At 47.3% G+C, this 13,830-nt stretch carries 13 protein-coding genes; 4 read left to right on the top strand and 9 right to left on the bottom strand.

Translation table 11 applies throughout. The features are described 5' to 3' along the window. The first annotated feature begins 80 nt into the window (after positions 1-80). From nirB to DFQ00_RS18965, 4 genes are all read left to right on the top strand, one after another. A complete protein-coding gene (nirB, locus tag DFQ00_RS18950; RefSeq protein ID WP_110898048.1) occupies positions 81-2,510 on the top strand; it encodes a nitrite reductase large subunit NirB in 2,430 nt (809 codons plus the stop codon). 82 nt (positions 2,511-2,592) lie between these two features. Next, a complete protein-coding gene (gene nirD / locus DFQ00_RS18955) occupies positions 2,593-2,919 on the top strand; it encodes a nitrite reductase small subunit NirD (RefSeq protein WP_110898049.1) in 327 nt (108 codons plus the stop codon). A gap of 57 nt (positions 2,920-2,976) precedes the next feature. After that, positions 2,977-3,759, top strand: coding sequence for a formate/nitrite transporter family protein (locus tag DFQ00_RS18960; protein ID WP_110898050.1), 783 nt, complete (start codon positions 2,977-2,979; stop codon positions 3,757-3,759). A 178-nt stretch (positions 3,760-3,937) separates the two neighbouring features. Then, the gene (locus DFQ00_RS18965; RefSeq protein WP_110898051.1) at positions 3,938-4,567 is read left to right on the top strand and encodes a YfbR-like 5'-deoxynucleotidase; all 630 of its coding nucleotides are present in this window, start codon (positions 3,938-3,940) and stop codon (positions 4,565-4,567) included. A gap of 182 nt (positions 4,568-4,749) precedes the next feature. Here the strand turns inward: DFQ00_RS18965 and DFQ00_RS18970 are convergent, their stop codons facing one another. From DFQ00_RS18970 to DFQ00_RS19010, 9 genes are all read right to left on the bottom strand, one after another. Continuing rightward, positions 4,750-6,078 (bottom strand): MFS transporter, encoded by a 1,329-nt coding sequence (locus tag DFQ00_RS18970; RefSeq protein ID WP_110898052.1) that lies wholly within the window; start codon positions 6,076-6,078, stop codon positions 4,750-4,752. A gap of 20 nt (positions 6,079-6,098) precedes the next feature. Continuing rightward, a complete protein-coding gene (locus DFQ00_RS18975; RefSeq protein WP_110898053.1) occupies positions 6,099-6,734 on the bottom strand; it encodes a TetR/AcrR family transcriptional regulator in 636 nt (211 codons plus the stop codon). A gap of 61 nt (positions 6,735-6,795) precedes the next feature. Further along, complete coding sequence (locus DFQ00_RS18980) at positions 6,796-7,563, bottom strand: ABC transporter ATP-binding protein (protein WP_110898054.1); 768 nt, start codon at positions 7,561-7,563, stop codon at positions 6,796-6,798. 12 nt (positions 7,564-7,575) lie between these two features. Further along, a complete protein-coding gene (locus tag DFQ00_RS18985; RefSeq protein WP_244213920.1) occupies positions 7,576-9,879 on the bottom strand; it encodes an ABC transporter permease in 2,304 nt (767 codons plus the stop codon). 52 nt (positions 9,880-9,931) lie between these two features. Further along, positions 9,932-10,741 carry a thioesterase II family protein gene (locus tag DFQ00_RS18990; RefSeq protein ID WP_110898056.1) on the bottom strand — a complete coding sequence of 270 codons (810 nt, stop codon included), beginning with the start codon at positions 10,739-10,741 and terminating at the stop codon, positions 9,932-9,934. Next, positions 10,723-11,616: a hypothetical protein gene (locus DFQ00_RS29570; RefSeq protein ID WP_174812141.1), complete on the bottom strand. Its 894-nt coding sequence runs from the start codon at positions 11,614-11,616 to the stop codon at positions 10,723-10,725. Before DFQ00_RS29570 ends, DFQ00_RS18990 begins: the two co-directional genes overlap by 19 nt. Further along, a complete protein-coding gene (locus DFQ00_RS19000) occupies positions 11,613-11,876 on the bottom strand; it encodes an acyl carrier protein (protein WP_110898057.1) in 264 nt (87 codons plus the stop codon). The genes DFQ00_RS29570 and DFQ00_RS19000 overlap by 4 nt, the downstream gene beginning before the upstream one ends. A 15-nt stretch (positions 11,877-11,891) precedes the next feature. Beyond that, positions 11,892-12,941: an HAD-IIIC family phosphatase gene (locus DFQ00_RS19005; RefSeq protein WP_110898058.1), complete on the bottom strand. Its 1,050-nt coding sequence runs from the start codon at positions 12,939-12,941 to the stop codon at positions 11,892-11,894. Between the two features lie 18 nt (positions 12,942-12,959). Continuing rightward, entirely contained in the window at positions 12,960-13,811 is an 852-nt protein-coding gene (locus tag DFQ00_RS19010; RefSeq protein WP_110898059.1) for a 3-hydroxyacyl-CoA dehydrogenase family protein, read from the bottom strand. Between the last annotated feature and the right edge of the window lie 19 nt (positions 13,812-13,830).

Genomic DNA, 13,830 nt, shown 5'->3' on the forward strand with positions numbered 1-13,830 from the left:
GGGCACTACTTTTATAATTCAAATATAAGCCATTAAAAATGTTGGTAAATGTACAAGGTTTACCCAGGGAGGCAATACACATGAACGTAATCAAGGAGAAACTCGTTGTCATTGGTAACGGTATGGCTGGAATCAGCACCGTTGAACAAATTTTAAAGCTATCTACACGTTTTGATATTACTGTAATTGGTACAGAGCCTTATCCGAACTACAATCGCATTATGCTCTCCTACGTTCTGGAAGGCAGCAAAACGCTGGACGACATCGTGCTCAATGACCTTCACTGGTATGAGGATTATGGCATCACCCTGCATACGGGAACTACAGTTTCCCGAATTGATGCTGAGACACATGAGGTCATTACAGAAGCAGGAACGCGCATCGCCTATGACCAAATTATTATTGCAACCGGCTCCAGCTCCTTCATTCTCCCTGTACCAGGACATGACAAGCAAGGCGTTGTCGGATTCCGTGATATTGCTGACTGCAACGTTATGCTCGAAGCGGCCAAACAGTACAAACGGGCTGCGGTCATTGGCGGTGGACTCCTGGGACTTGAAGCAGCCAAAGGACTTGTGCAGCTTGGTATGGACGTTACCGTTGTTCACCTCATGCATGATCTGATGGAACGCCAGCTAGATTCACAAGCATCAGCGATGCTAAAAACAGAGCTGGAGCGTCAGGGTATTCGTTTTAAAATGGGCGCACAGACTGCCGAACTGCTGGGCGGCGATCGGGTAGAAGGACTGCGATTTGCCGATGAATCGGTGCTCAATGTTGATTTTGTCGTTATGGCTGTAGGCATCAAGCCCAATGTTGAAGTTGCTCGTGCAAGCGGTATTGAAGTAAGCCGGGGTATTGTTGTTAATGATTACATGCAAACCTCTCTGGAAAATGTATACTCTGTCGGGGAGTGTACAGAGCACCGCGGTGTATGTTACGGTCTGGTCGCTCCCCTGTTTGAGCAAGGCATGGTTCTGGCGAAACATATCTGTGGCGTTGAAACTGCTCCTTATGAAGGCTCAGTTGTATCTACCAAGCTCAAAATCTCAGGTGTCGACGTCTTCTCTACGGGTGAATTTATAGACAGCCCGGAGCATACGGTTATCTCACATAAGGATGACTGGAGACGCACCTACAAAAAAATACTGTTGCGTGACAACAAAATGGTCGGTGCCGTACTCTTTGGTGACATTACTGATGCTGCCGAGCTACAGAAGCTGATCAAAAATCAGACGGAAATGACGGAAGAATTGTACAGCTCACTCATGGGAACAAGCTGCGGTGGACACAAAAAAGCTACTTCTGTTGAAGCGATGCCGGAAGATGAAATTGTATGTGGATGCAATGGGGTCACCAAAGGGGCCATCGTGGATGTGATTACTAACCAGGGACTTACAACGGTCGATGAGATTAAAGCCTGCACGGGTGCAACCCGCTCTTGCGGTGGATGTAAGCCGGTGGTAGAACAGATATTGCAGTATGTGCTTGGCGATGGCTTCACAGCCGGAGCCAAACAGGGAATTTGTAGCTGTACTTCTCTTGGACGGGATGAGATTGTAGCCGAAATTCGGGAGAAAGGGCTGCAAACAAGCAAAGAGGTTATGCATGTGCTTGGCTGGAGCCAGCCCGAAGGCTGCTCCAAATGCCGTCCGGCCATTAACTACTATCTGGGCATGATCTATCCAGGCACATACGAGGACGAGAAGGAATCCCGTTTTGTGAACGAACGCATGAACGCCAATATTCAAAAAGATGGGACTTACACGGTCGTGCCTCGGATGTATGGCGGCGTAACTACCCCGGAAGAACTGAAACGTATCGCAGATATCTCGGTCAAATACGATATTAAAGCCGTTAAAGTGACGGGCGGTCAACGTCTTGATCTGATCGGTGTCAAAAAGGAAGACCTGCCTAAGGTCTGGGCCGAGCTGGATATGCCCTCAGGTTATGCTTACGCCAAATCACTGCGCACCGTCAAAACATGTGTCGGCTCCCAGTTCTGCCGCTTCGGCACACAGGATTCCATGGCGATGGGTGCACGAATTGAACGAAAATTCGAACGGCTTGATCTGCCAGCTAAATTTAAATATGCTGTAAACGGCTGCCCGCGGAACTGTGCAGAATCCTGCACGAAGGATATCGGTATCGTTGGTAATGACGGCGGCTGGGAAATCTTCATCGGTGGTAACGGCGGCATCAAAGCCAGACTGGCCGATTCGCTGTGCAAAGTGAAAAGCGACGATGAGCTCATTGAGCTGTGCGGAGCCATTATGCAATATTATCGGGAAACTGGTAACTATCTGGAGCGGACATCGGAGTGGGTGGAGCGTATGGGGCTTGAGCAGATCCGTTCGGTCGTCGTAGACAATCTGGAGGAACGCAAAGCGCTGATGGCACGCATCGAGTTTGCGCTGCAGCATGTTGAAGACCCGTGGAAAAAAGCACTTCGCAACGAAGAAGGCCAAATCAAGCTGTTCCACGGCATTGAAGTTACGGCCAGACCATAAGCAGCATCACAGCAGCTGCATGTCTAACTTGATATTTCATGGAATAATACAGATAAATCGTTGATAAAGGAGTGGTTTTACAATGACGACCAAACAAACAGGTGCGTATTATCCCGCTGGCACAGTCGATGAGTTTCTGCCCCGCATCGGCAGAGTTGTCGAGATTGAAGATGAGCAGCTTGCGGTATTTCGCACTTCGGATGGCACCATCTATGCTGCCGACAACCATAACCCCCACCCCAAGGGTGGCCCGCTGGCCGAAGGCATCGTTTCAGGGCACTATCTGTATGACCCGCTGTACGATTGGAAAATTGATCTGACTACCGGTCAGGTGCAGGCCCCCGACACTGGACAAGTGAAGATGTACCCGGTCAAGGTGGAGAATGAACAGGTCTGGATCGCTGTATAACATTTTACTGTAGCATGTATGGATGGATATTGATGTTGATTAATGGGGGAAAGCGTGATGTACACACCAGGTGTTGAAGGAATTATTGAAGCTGCCGTTAAAAAAAGAGACCAGATGAACGCAAGCCTTCCAAGATATATGGTCGCTGCCTTAATGGCAGGCGCCTATGTGGGGCTGGGCATCATATTAATTTTCAGTATCGGCGCTCCATTACTCGCGGCGCATTCGCCACTGCAAACGATGCTGATGGGCATGTCCTTCGGACTTGCACTGACACTCGTTATCTTTGCCGGGTCGGAACTGTTCACAGGCAATAACATGTTTTTTACAATGAGCACACTCGCCGGACGAACCACGGTGAAGGATACGCTCAAAAACTGGGGACTGGTCTTCATTGGCAACCTGATCGGTGCCGTACTGCTCAGTCTGCTGATTGTTGGCAGCGGTCTGTTCAAAACAGCCGCACCGGAACATCTGCTGTTTGTCGTATCTGCCAAAAAGATGGCTGCACCGATATCTGAGCTTTTCTTCCGCGGTATTCTCTGTAACTGGCTCGTATGTCTGGCGATCTGGATGGCTGCCCGCTCCAAAGAGGACATTGCCAAGCTTGTGCTTATCTGGTGGTGTCTATACGCCTTTATTGCAAGCGGATATGAACACAGCGTAGCCAATATGACCCTGCTGTCGCTGGCATGGCTGCTGCCGAACCACCCGGATACGATCTCTGTGGCTGGCTGGTTCCACAACATGATTCCTGTCACACTTGGCAACATCATCGGCGGAGCATTGTTTGTTGGCATGGCTTACTGGTACACCTCTCCGGTACGTAAAAAAGCATAAAAGAGTTGTTGCTTCTGATGCCGCGGGGAGTGCTGAGTCTGTTTCAGCACTCCCCGCGGCTTTTTGATCTTCATTTTACAAATTTACAAAGGGTGTATACATCTTTAATCTCCGGTTAACATAACAGCAGTATAGTCGGTGTATATACTACCTCAACTTGCAAAGGATGATCACTTCTATGGGCATTCATACGTACTTCCGATCACTGAACGATCTCGAACGTATTATTCGCACCCCTGGCAAATTCAAATTTGAAGAACACTGTGTATCCGCCCACTCCTGGAAAGTTGTACAGTACGCCAAAACGTTGGCCGATATCGAGGAACAGCAAGGCGTAAGCATTGACTGGAAAAAATTATACGAGATCACCAGCAGCCACGATTACGGCGAAATTTTCATTGGTGATATCAAAACACCGGTCAAACATTATTCACTGGAGCTTCGTTCCATGCTGCAGCAGGTGGAAGAAGGTATGGTGTCTCATTTTATCAATGAGAATATACCCGAACAATTTCAGGACATTTTCCGCAGACAGCTTCGTGAAGGCAAGGACAATTCCGTTGAAGGGCTTATTCTTGAAGTGGCCGACAAGATGGATCAGGTGTATGAAGCATTTGCAGAGCTCCAGCGTGGCAATACCGAAAAAGAATTTATCGTGATGTACCGCTACGCATTGATCAAGATCAAGAATATCGACCTCCACTGTGTCCGTTATTTCCTGAACCACATCCTGCCTGACATTATCGAAGAAGGTAATCGCTCCCCGTTTGATATCCGCAAAATAACTGAAGAAGCGTTACAGCAATAAACAAGCTCAGCCCATCCGGATTGCTTTGATCCATGGACAGGAGCTTTTTTTATTGCCTCCATCCTGCAAAAAGAAACCCTCACCTGAACAATGTGTACATCGTTCAATGTAAAGAACGACATACACATAAGTACCAGATGAGGGCGATCATATCCTATCTTTGTTATCTTCTTTTACTCTACTTAATCATGCGCCAGCCCGCCCACATCGGGAGGTGACGTAATATCACTGCTCTGCTCCAGAGATTTGATCATTTTCAGACGTGATGTGACAATTGCAATCAGAATGACGAACAGACCTGAAATGATAAACAGCAACGCAATGCCTCGGCCCGGACCGGTTCCGATAATCTGACCTACGGATGACGCCAGTGCGCCTCCCTCCACCATCAGCGGATTAAACACATGGTCGGCCAAAAATCCGGCCAGGCTGTAAGCGATAATAAAACCTAGTTGAGACAGGATACCGATGATCCCCCACACCCTGCCCTGCTTTTCATTAGCAATATTGTTACGTACCAATACGTCTGCACTCATATTCACAAACGGCAGTGAGGAGAGGAACAGGAATCCCGCAAAGATGATGAAGTAGATGTTGGTTGACACTCCGATCAACGAAAATGCCAAACCGCACATAATCATGCCTGCTACCAGCACATTTGAATATTTCTTGGTCATTGTAAAAATACCGATGCACAAGCTGCTGATCAGCATGCCAATGGCACTAACCGATTGAAAGGTTCCCAATGTCTTGGCATCGGTAAACGAGAGCAGCATCGGGCCAATAAGGGTCTCCAGAAATCCGAGATAGAAGGTGACCAGTGAAATAATAATAACGAGCAGCAGCACGCCCTTGTTGGTAACGACTTCTCTCCAGCCTTCCTTAATATCCGTCATCCAGTTGTGCTCTTCTTTGTCCTCCCGCTCTACCTTCATGCTCTTGCGAATAACGAGCACAGCCAGAATGGCAACCAGAAACGTCGCGATATTGATCATCATAATGACCTCAATGGATGTGATACTAAGCAGAATACCCGCAATAATTGGTGAAAATAAAAACTTGGAGGATTCTGCAAGTTGCACCAGTCCGCTGCCTTTGGAGAACTGATCCTTATCCAGCAGGTCTGTCGCTGACGCCTTATATGCAGGACTTTGCAGTGCCGAGAATACGGAGCTGAAGGCAACACCTACATAAATATGCCATAGCTGAATATCCCCTGTAAGCATGATCGACAGTATAAAAACCAGACCCGCAGCAGAGCCAAGATCACCAATGATCATCATTGTACGACGGTCAAACCGGTCTGCGAGCACTCCGCCAATAGGCCGAAGCAGGATGTTAGGCAGAAATGTAAACAAGGTAATCAGCGCAACGCTGGTTGCCGTGTTTGTTTTTTCGAAGGCATAGACCCCCAGTGAAAAAGCGGTAAGTCCGATACCGATCATTGAGATCAGTTGACCGAACCAGACAATCAAAAATTTACCAAATGATTTATGAGTAGTTTGTTCCATGGATAATACTCCTTTCGTGGCTAAGCTTGATGTGGGAAATACAGTTCTGTTACATAAGCAAAACTACCATGTTCGGCACCGAGTACCCGTTCCATAATCTGACTGAATGCTCTAACCTTCTTCTGAAACTCTTCCTCTTCCCAATGAAAGATGCCCTGATCCAGCAAAAACTGTGAAGATACCAGCAAAAATTCGATACTCTCTTGAGGAGCCGGGGTATGAAACACGCCTTCCTGAATGCCCTGTTCCACCACTTCTGCCAGAATAGGACTCAGACGAATGACCGTTTCAACCAAGCTTTTCTGATGCATCTCAACGTTCTGCACACTGTGCAGCTGCTCAATGACCCCAAGCTTTCGATCGTCAGGCTGATTCTGAGTCATAATGATACGGAAGATTTTCTCATGCGCACTAAGCCCGGGATCTGCCACTACACGTCGTGCCGCAGCCTCACCGCTCATGATAAAACGCATGACGATGGCATGCATGACCTCCTCCTTGGACTGGAAGTAATAATAAAATGTGCCCTTCGCAATCTCACATGCCTGGAGGATGTCTATGATCGTTGCTTTGGTATATCCCTTGGTCACAAACAGCATCTCGGCCGCATCCAAAATGTCGTTTCTGCGTTCCTCGGGAGTTTTCATCAATCTCATATTCTGCCCTCCAATACCTCTAGACCGACTGTCGGTCTATTCTAGTCATGAAGCTCTAGATTTAGAACCCCATTTCAGTCAACCATTGTGCCAATCGACTTTCTCTCGCCTTCAGATCCTGTTTGTCCTTGTCGTATTTCCCCATCTTTTTATCTGCAACCAGATGCCCATCCATCATAAACAACACTCGTTCCGAGCGAGCTGCAACTTTGACATCATGAGTAACCAGCAGAATGGTTGTGCCTGTCGCATTAATATCCCCAAGAATGTCCATGATTTCGTGTGTTGATTTGGAATTCAGGGCTCCGGTCGGTTCATCTCCAAACAGAATATCCGGATTGTTAATAAGCGCCCGACAGATCGCGATCCGTTGCAGCTGTCCCCCTGAAGCCTGGGTGATATTGTGCTCGGCCAGCCCGTCAATGCCCATTTTTTTCATCAATGACATGGCACGATGGTTGATGGTCTCTCTGTTGCTGTTTTGCGCTAGATAAGCCGAGAGTATGATATTGTCGAGCAGATTTAAATTTTTGAGCAGATGAATATTTTGAAAAATAAAGCCCATTTTGGTCAAGCGCAGACTTGCCAGCTCTTTCTCTGGAAACTCTGAAATTTGCTTGCCATTAAAATAAACACTGCCTGTGCTAATCTTATCCATTCCACTGATGTTATAGAGCAAGGTCGATTTGCCTGAGCCGGATGGGCCCATGATGGATACAAACTCTCCCTTTTGCAGCTGCAGATTGATATCTTTCAAAATACGCTGTTCTTCATTCTCGCCCATAGCGACGGATTTATTCACATCTTTGGCTTCAAGTATCGTTGTCATGGCTCTGCCTCCCTATTCCACTATCATTTTCGAAATGCTGGTTTCCCGAATCGACTGAATGCTGATCCAGGCTGTAACGATAATTGTTCCTGCCAGGAGTAACGGACATAATACGTACGCCTGTAGCGGATCAACGACAAACACAATATTGGAAGCACCAAATGAAGACATAATGCCACTAACGAGCTTGGGCCCGAGTGTATTCGAGAGGATTGTGCCTAAAGCCACACCCACGATCAAAATGGCAAGTGACATCACAACGTACTTCAGTTTGATTTTGGATAAGGCAAATCCGAGGCTTCGCAGGACTGCAATATCATTGTTATCTTTGGCGACCAGCATCTGCAGAAACAGTGAGGTAATGAGAATTGATATGAATACACCTATGACAAGAGCCAATGTTGTTACCAATTTCAATTGCTGAATAGTGCCACCGAGCGTCTGATGCAAATACCCTTGCAGATCCGTTACTCTCGCTGGTGAGAACTCTTTCTCGTACGCTGCAACCTTGGCAGCCATCATACTGCGATCCTTCAGATCCAAACTGACTACATACCACAGCACACTATCTTTGTTATAAGGCAACAGCGCCTTCGCTGTTTTGCCACCGTTCGTCACATCCTGATAGATGCCGCTAATCGTCATCACACGATCCTCACCACTTACCTGCAAGGTCAGCTTGTCGCCGATGTTCAGTTTAAGTTCATTGGCGTTGGCATCGGAAAGGGCAATCTCCCGATCTGTTGTTGGGGCATTACCACTAAGATAAGACAACGGAAAGACACTGAAATCTCCGCTCTCTACACTCAGATTGTCGTAGCTGCCTTCTGCATTGCGGACCTTGAACTGACTGGTCACGAGAGGTGAATATGCTTTGACATCCTTATCATTTTTGACTTGGTTGATTAGATTCGCATAACGCTGCTCTATATCATCGGTATGCCGAAGGTCAATTCGAATGTCACTCTGACCTACACCCATATATGAGATAAAGCTGGGCGCCTGAAGTGTATTCAAAAAGTTGATGGGCACAATCATAATGAACGAGCTGACGATGAACACAAACAGCAGTAAACGGAACATTTTGACACGCTGCATCACGTCCTTGAGTCCAAGAAAAACAGGTACGGAAGACCAGCGATTACGTGACAGACTTAACCGGTTCCGAATGATCTGTGTATCTCCCAAACTTCCGGTACGAAGAGCTTCCACAGCCGAGATCGAACGAAAACGTCGTAATACGGTCCGGCAGAACAGAACCACCATGGCAAAGATTACACCCGCTGCAAGCAAAGGCACTGCAAAATGCAGCAATGTTTCCGGTGCTTTACCCATGTAAAGCATAATGTTGGATACAAACAGTTTATTCACTCCAAGTGAAGCCACGTATCCCAGCACCGAAGCAACCCCGGCCATAAACACATACTTGAGCAGATATAGCCGTTTAATATCCTTTTCCGCAATACCAATGGCTTTCATCACACTGATCTCACGGTAATCCTCCTCAATGGTCGCCAGCATAGTGAAACGAATACATAACATGGCGATCAGAATCAGCACGAGACTCACGAGTATGATAACGGCTGCGATAATCCCGTCTGTCATTGCATTAAGCACCTGGAACAACCCATAGGTCACCACAGGACCTGCATTGGGAAGGCCCGCATTTTGATAGGCTTGCGTGAACTCACTGGTCTTGGCAGGATCATTCAGACGGAATTCGATCAGGTACTCCATCTCCCCAACACCCTGCTTCAATTCCTGCCAATCATCCGGGCTTACGATAAAACGTTTGGAGTGAACCACGGACGGATTCATCTGCGCATCACGCACAAAATCAACAATGGTGTAGGCACGTTCAAATGCCCCATTATTGATCCGAACTTTGTCACCGATATTTAATTTGTTCTGTTGCAAATAATACACAGGCACAGCAATCTCCCCATCGCGAACCTGAATGATCTCACTGTTCAGATTCAGCAAATAGTCAAATTGCTGATTTTGTGTAACCAGATCAATATCCATGACTGTATTTTTCTCCGACTCCGCACCAAGGTACAGATTTGCCCCGTCGATGTTCACCATCTCAACAATCTGATGCTGCTCCACCAACGTATTTCCCTCGGCCCATTGGTTCACTTTGGTCTGATCCAGATCCCCGGAATGCATTTGCACAAAATGCGGTGTTTTCGATTCAGAAAACAGAAATTGAATGGAACTTGTAAGCTCCATAATCATCCGTGAACCCGAAGACACGAGCAGGGCAGCGAGCAGTACAAAAATAAACAGGGCAGCTGTAATTCCCTTTTTCCTCATCAAATCATTTCTCAGCATTCGTAGCAGCATAAACTAACATGGCTCCTCTCATCTACTCTACTAAGTTCAATCTCTCTAACTCTGGAGTCATAAAGCTTGTCAGATAATACGCCACCGTGGAAGGTTGGTGCATGATAAACATGTGAGTACCCTCTCTAATGGTCTGAAGCTTCATCTGTGTATCAAAATAACGTCCCCACTTTAGCGCTGACTGGAGGGGAACGGCATTGTCCCGTTCTCCCCACAGATACAGTACCGGTACAGACATCGGCTGATGTTCAAGCGTTGTTGCCGAAGCAAGCAATCGAAAATCCGCTCGAATCACAGGCATAAAATAATGTAAAAGCTCTTTTTCATGAATGAGCTCCTTGGGAAGACCATCATAGGAAAAGAGATGTTCGATCAGATCATCATCCGACATCTGATCATAACGATGGATACCGCATTCGGCAGGAGTGCTGCAGGCGGACAACACAAGCCGCAAGGTTCTTGAAGTATCCGGAATTGCCTGCTGTAACCGCTGGGCTACAAAGTAAGCTGCAAGTCCGCCAAGACTGTGCCCCAGCAACGTAGCACCAGGCTTGATCACAGCCAGCAACTCGTCGGTGTAAAGCTCGACAAGTTGCTGCATATGCTCCAGAGGCGCTTCCGTGTTCAGCCCATGACCGGGAGGCGTAAATGCCCAGATCTCCACATCCGGGAGGTAAGGCACTAAAGGCTGAAAGCTCCGGGAGTGTCCACCGAGATAAGGAAAACAGATCACCTGTCTGTTCCCCTTGCCCTTTTGCAGTCGTTCAAGATACGTCTGTCCCATCACTCCGTCACCTCCATTCGTTAATCCGTTTACTTCGCTTCCTTCCATTCCAGAACATATGCGGGAAAGGTCTGAAGCGTAGTGTCTACCTTTTTGCGTTTGAAAACAAAGTGAATAATAATTGCCGAGGCTACAAAAAAGAAAAATTGCATGATCTGTACTTGCGGATTAAAGTAATACAGATCGATCTGACTTCCTGTCGCCACCAGCCAGAAGGCCAAGAGGTAAAATAGCAGCGTGCCCTTCGTTGCATTAAAGATATAGCTTTGAAATACGATAAATGCCATGAGTTGAACGACGTAATATATGTAGGTGGTTGAAGTGCCAAAGGAAGAGATCAGATAGCCTGGAAGCACCCACAGTCCAAAAAGCAATCCTGTAATCAGACCACTTGCTACATTGTTTTTTAACTTGCCTTGCAAGAACGGAAGCAAAAATCCAATCCAGCCAAACAACCCCCCGATGAGTCCCGTCTCCTTGAACAGATTCAAAATGCCGAGCCAAATCATTTCCGGTACACTATATGTCAGTTCAGGGACCGGTATGCCGAACAACAGGGAGCCAAAATGCATCGACGATGCAAACACGATAGAAATCCCGATAATTATCGGAATCCAGAACAGGTCCTTCTTTCGTGGAACCAGCTTCAAAAACATGCCCTTCAGTGCATCTTTGCCACCTATCAGATAACACGTAATTAATCCGGCAATGGAGGGAGAATACAGGGCAATGATAGCCAGCGGATGCATGAGGTGCAGCTCACCTGTGATCGGCACGATGAAATCCGGGAATAACATGAACATGCTCGCAATACCGTAGCAAGTCCCGAAGGAAATCGCCAGGAACAGGTACATGTATTTATTGGATGGACTGGCCGCCGGACTCGCAATCGGACGAAGCGATGGCTGATTAGCTGTAATCATTGTGCCACCTCCTTCGCCGCAAGCTTTCTCTCAATCAGATCATGCAGTCGATTAATCGTACTGAAATTGGCCAGGTCCAGGTCTTCATTCCCGATCTCAATCTGGAATCTGCGCTCCACAAAATCCACCAAACGCATGGCAAACAGTGAATTCACAAACCTCATTTCAAAATAATTATCATTGTCACTAATCTGAGCGTCCTCATGTTCCATAGTGAGGTTGTTTCCGATAAACTCCCGAATGTCCTGACGAAAATCCACTGCTTTTCCCCCTTGTTATTGATGTAGTCTTTCAGGCACACAAACTTCAATATAGTCTGGAAACTCCACAACCTGCTTCAAATCATGTGAAAAGACGATCTTCCCGTCCGAATCTTCTGACTGCTGTGTAAAGCCGGCAAAACGATAGCTGATATTCATCATCCGGTTTCTCCCGGTATCTCTGAAATCAGCGAGCATCTGCTTGCCCTGTTGCTGTGCTTCGCGCATGATGTAAGTGAGCAGCACACTACCTGCCCCCCTGGACATCACCCTGCAGGACATCAGCAGCATGTTCAATCTCCAGATATTCGGCTGCTTGTGAACAAGCGCAAGCCCAATCTTTCCATATGTTCCGTACTTGTCTTCAAGTTCACACACCAATAACAAGTAATCCTGCGAATTCATCAGCTGATGCAATTCCTCATAGCTGTAAGTGATGCCCGTAGCATTCAGCTGATTGGTACGGACCGTAAGCTCTTCGGCTCGCTGAAGATCATCTTCTGTCGCTTCGTAGATCGTAAACTTCATACCAAGTGAAGCCAGAAATTGCTCAGAAGGCCCTTCATACTGTTCCTCAGCCTGCTTTCGAAGTGTATCTGCCTGATACATCTGCCTTCTGCGTGCGGAGTCAGCTGTAATGAATCGAGGCATCAATCTCGGATCATCCAGCATCGTCTCGTAATGGTCTGCATGAAGAACATGGATATCTGCGTGTACACTTTTCACCTCCTCCAGTTCAAAGGGCTGATCATCAACAAACAAGAGTGCATCTATTCCGATGTTCAAGTTTTGCTGAATCCGTTGAATGGAGGTAGACTTTGCGTCCCAATGGATTTCGGGGTACAAAAAATACTGGGCCATGCCAAGCTCGGTAAGTTTGGCCCATGCCAGCTCCGCATCATTTTTGCTGGCAACGGAGTGTAATATCCCGCGGCTGTCTAATTGTTCAATCACCTCCTTTATATGCGGCCTTAACTGCACATCCCCGGACTCTAACAAAACCCCATTCCAGATCGTATGGTCCAGATCCCATATGACACATTTGATATCCTTCGTCCGCTCCATGGACATGCCTCCCTTTAGTTAATAGGCATAGAACCCCTGACCCGTCTTGCGTCCCCACTGTCCTGCATCCACCATCTTCTGCAACATCGGACAACAACGGAATTTCGGGTCCTGATAGCTGTCGTACAACACTTTCAATGAGTGCACAACGGTATCCAGACCAATCAGATCGGCTGTTTCCAAAGGGCCCATCTGATAATTAAAGCCCTTCTTCATAATGGCATCGACCTGCTCGGCTGTAGCAATCCCATCCTGGACAATAAAAGCCGCTTCATTCATCAACAAATGCGAAAGTCGGTTGGAGACAAACCCTGGCAAATCTTCAATGACAACCGGATTTTTGCCGAGGGACTCCAGAAATGCCACCATGCCCTGCTCGGTTTCAAGTGTCGTATGCTGGCCTTTGATGACCTCGACCATTGTTTTGACAGGAACCGGATTCATCAGATGTACACCGATAGCACGGCCTGGGTCAGGCAGATAGGAAGCCAGCTTGGTGACCGAAATACAGCTGGTATTCAGGGCATAAAGAGCTTCAGGATGAGCCTTGTGGCTTAAACGTGCATAGACTTCCCTTTTCGAATCCAGATGTTCTGTCACATTCTCAATAATGATGCCAGCCTCTTCCACGCCAGCGTCATGTATCTGCAACGAGATGCGATCCATGATCACATCAAGCGAAACCTCACCGTACCCTCGTTGTAAGAAACAGGCTGAACGGTACTCACGGCGTATCCGATCCGGAGCCAAAGCTATGACTGACTCCGAATGATCCTGCAAAATCACCTGATATCCGGCTCTGGCAACATCCAGAGCGGTGGCACATCCCATGACTCCAGCGCCAATGATTGCGATGAGTTGATTGTGCATACCTAATCTCTCCCCTGTT

This window comes from Paenibacillus barcinonensis (assembly GCF_003217495.1).
Classification (GTDB): domain Bacteria; phylum Bacillota; class Bacilli; order Paenibacillales; family Paenibacillaceae; genus Paenibacillus; species Paenibacillus barcinonensis.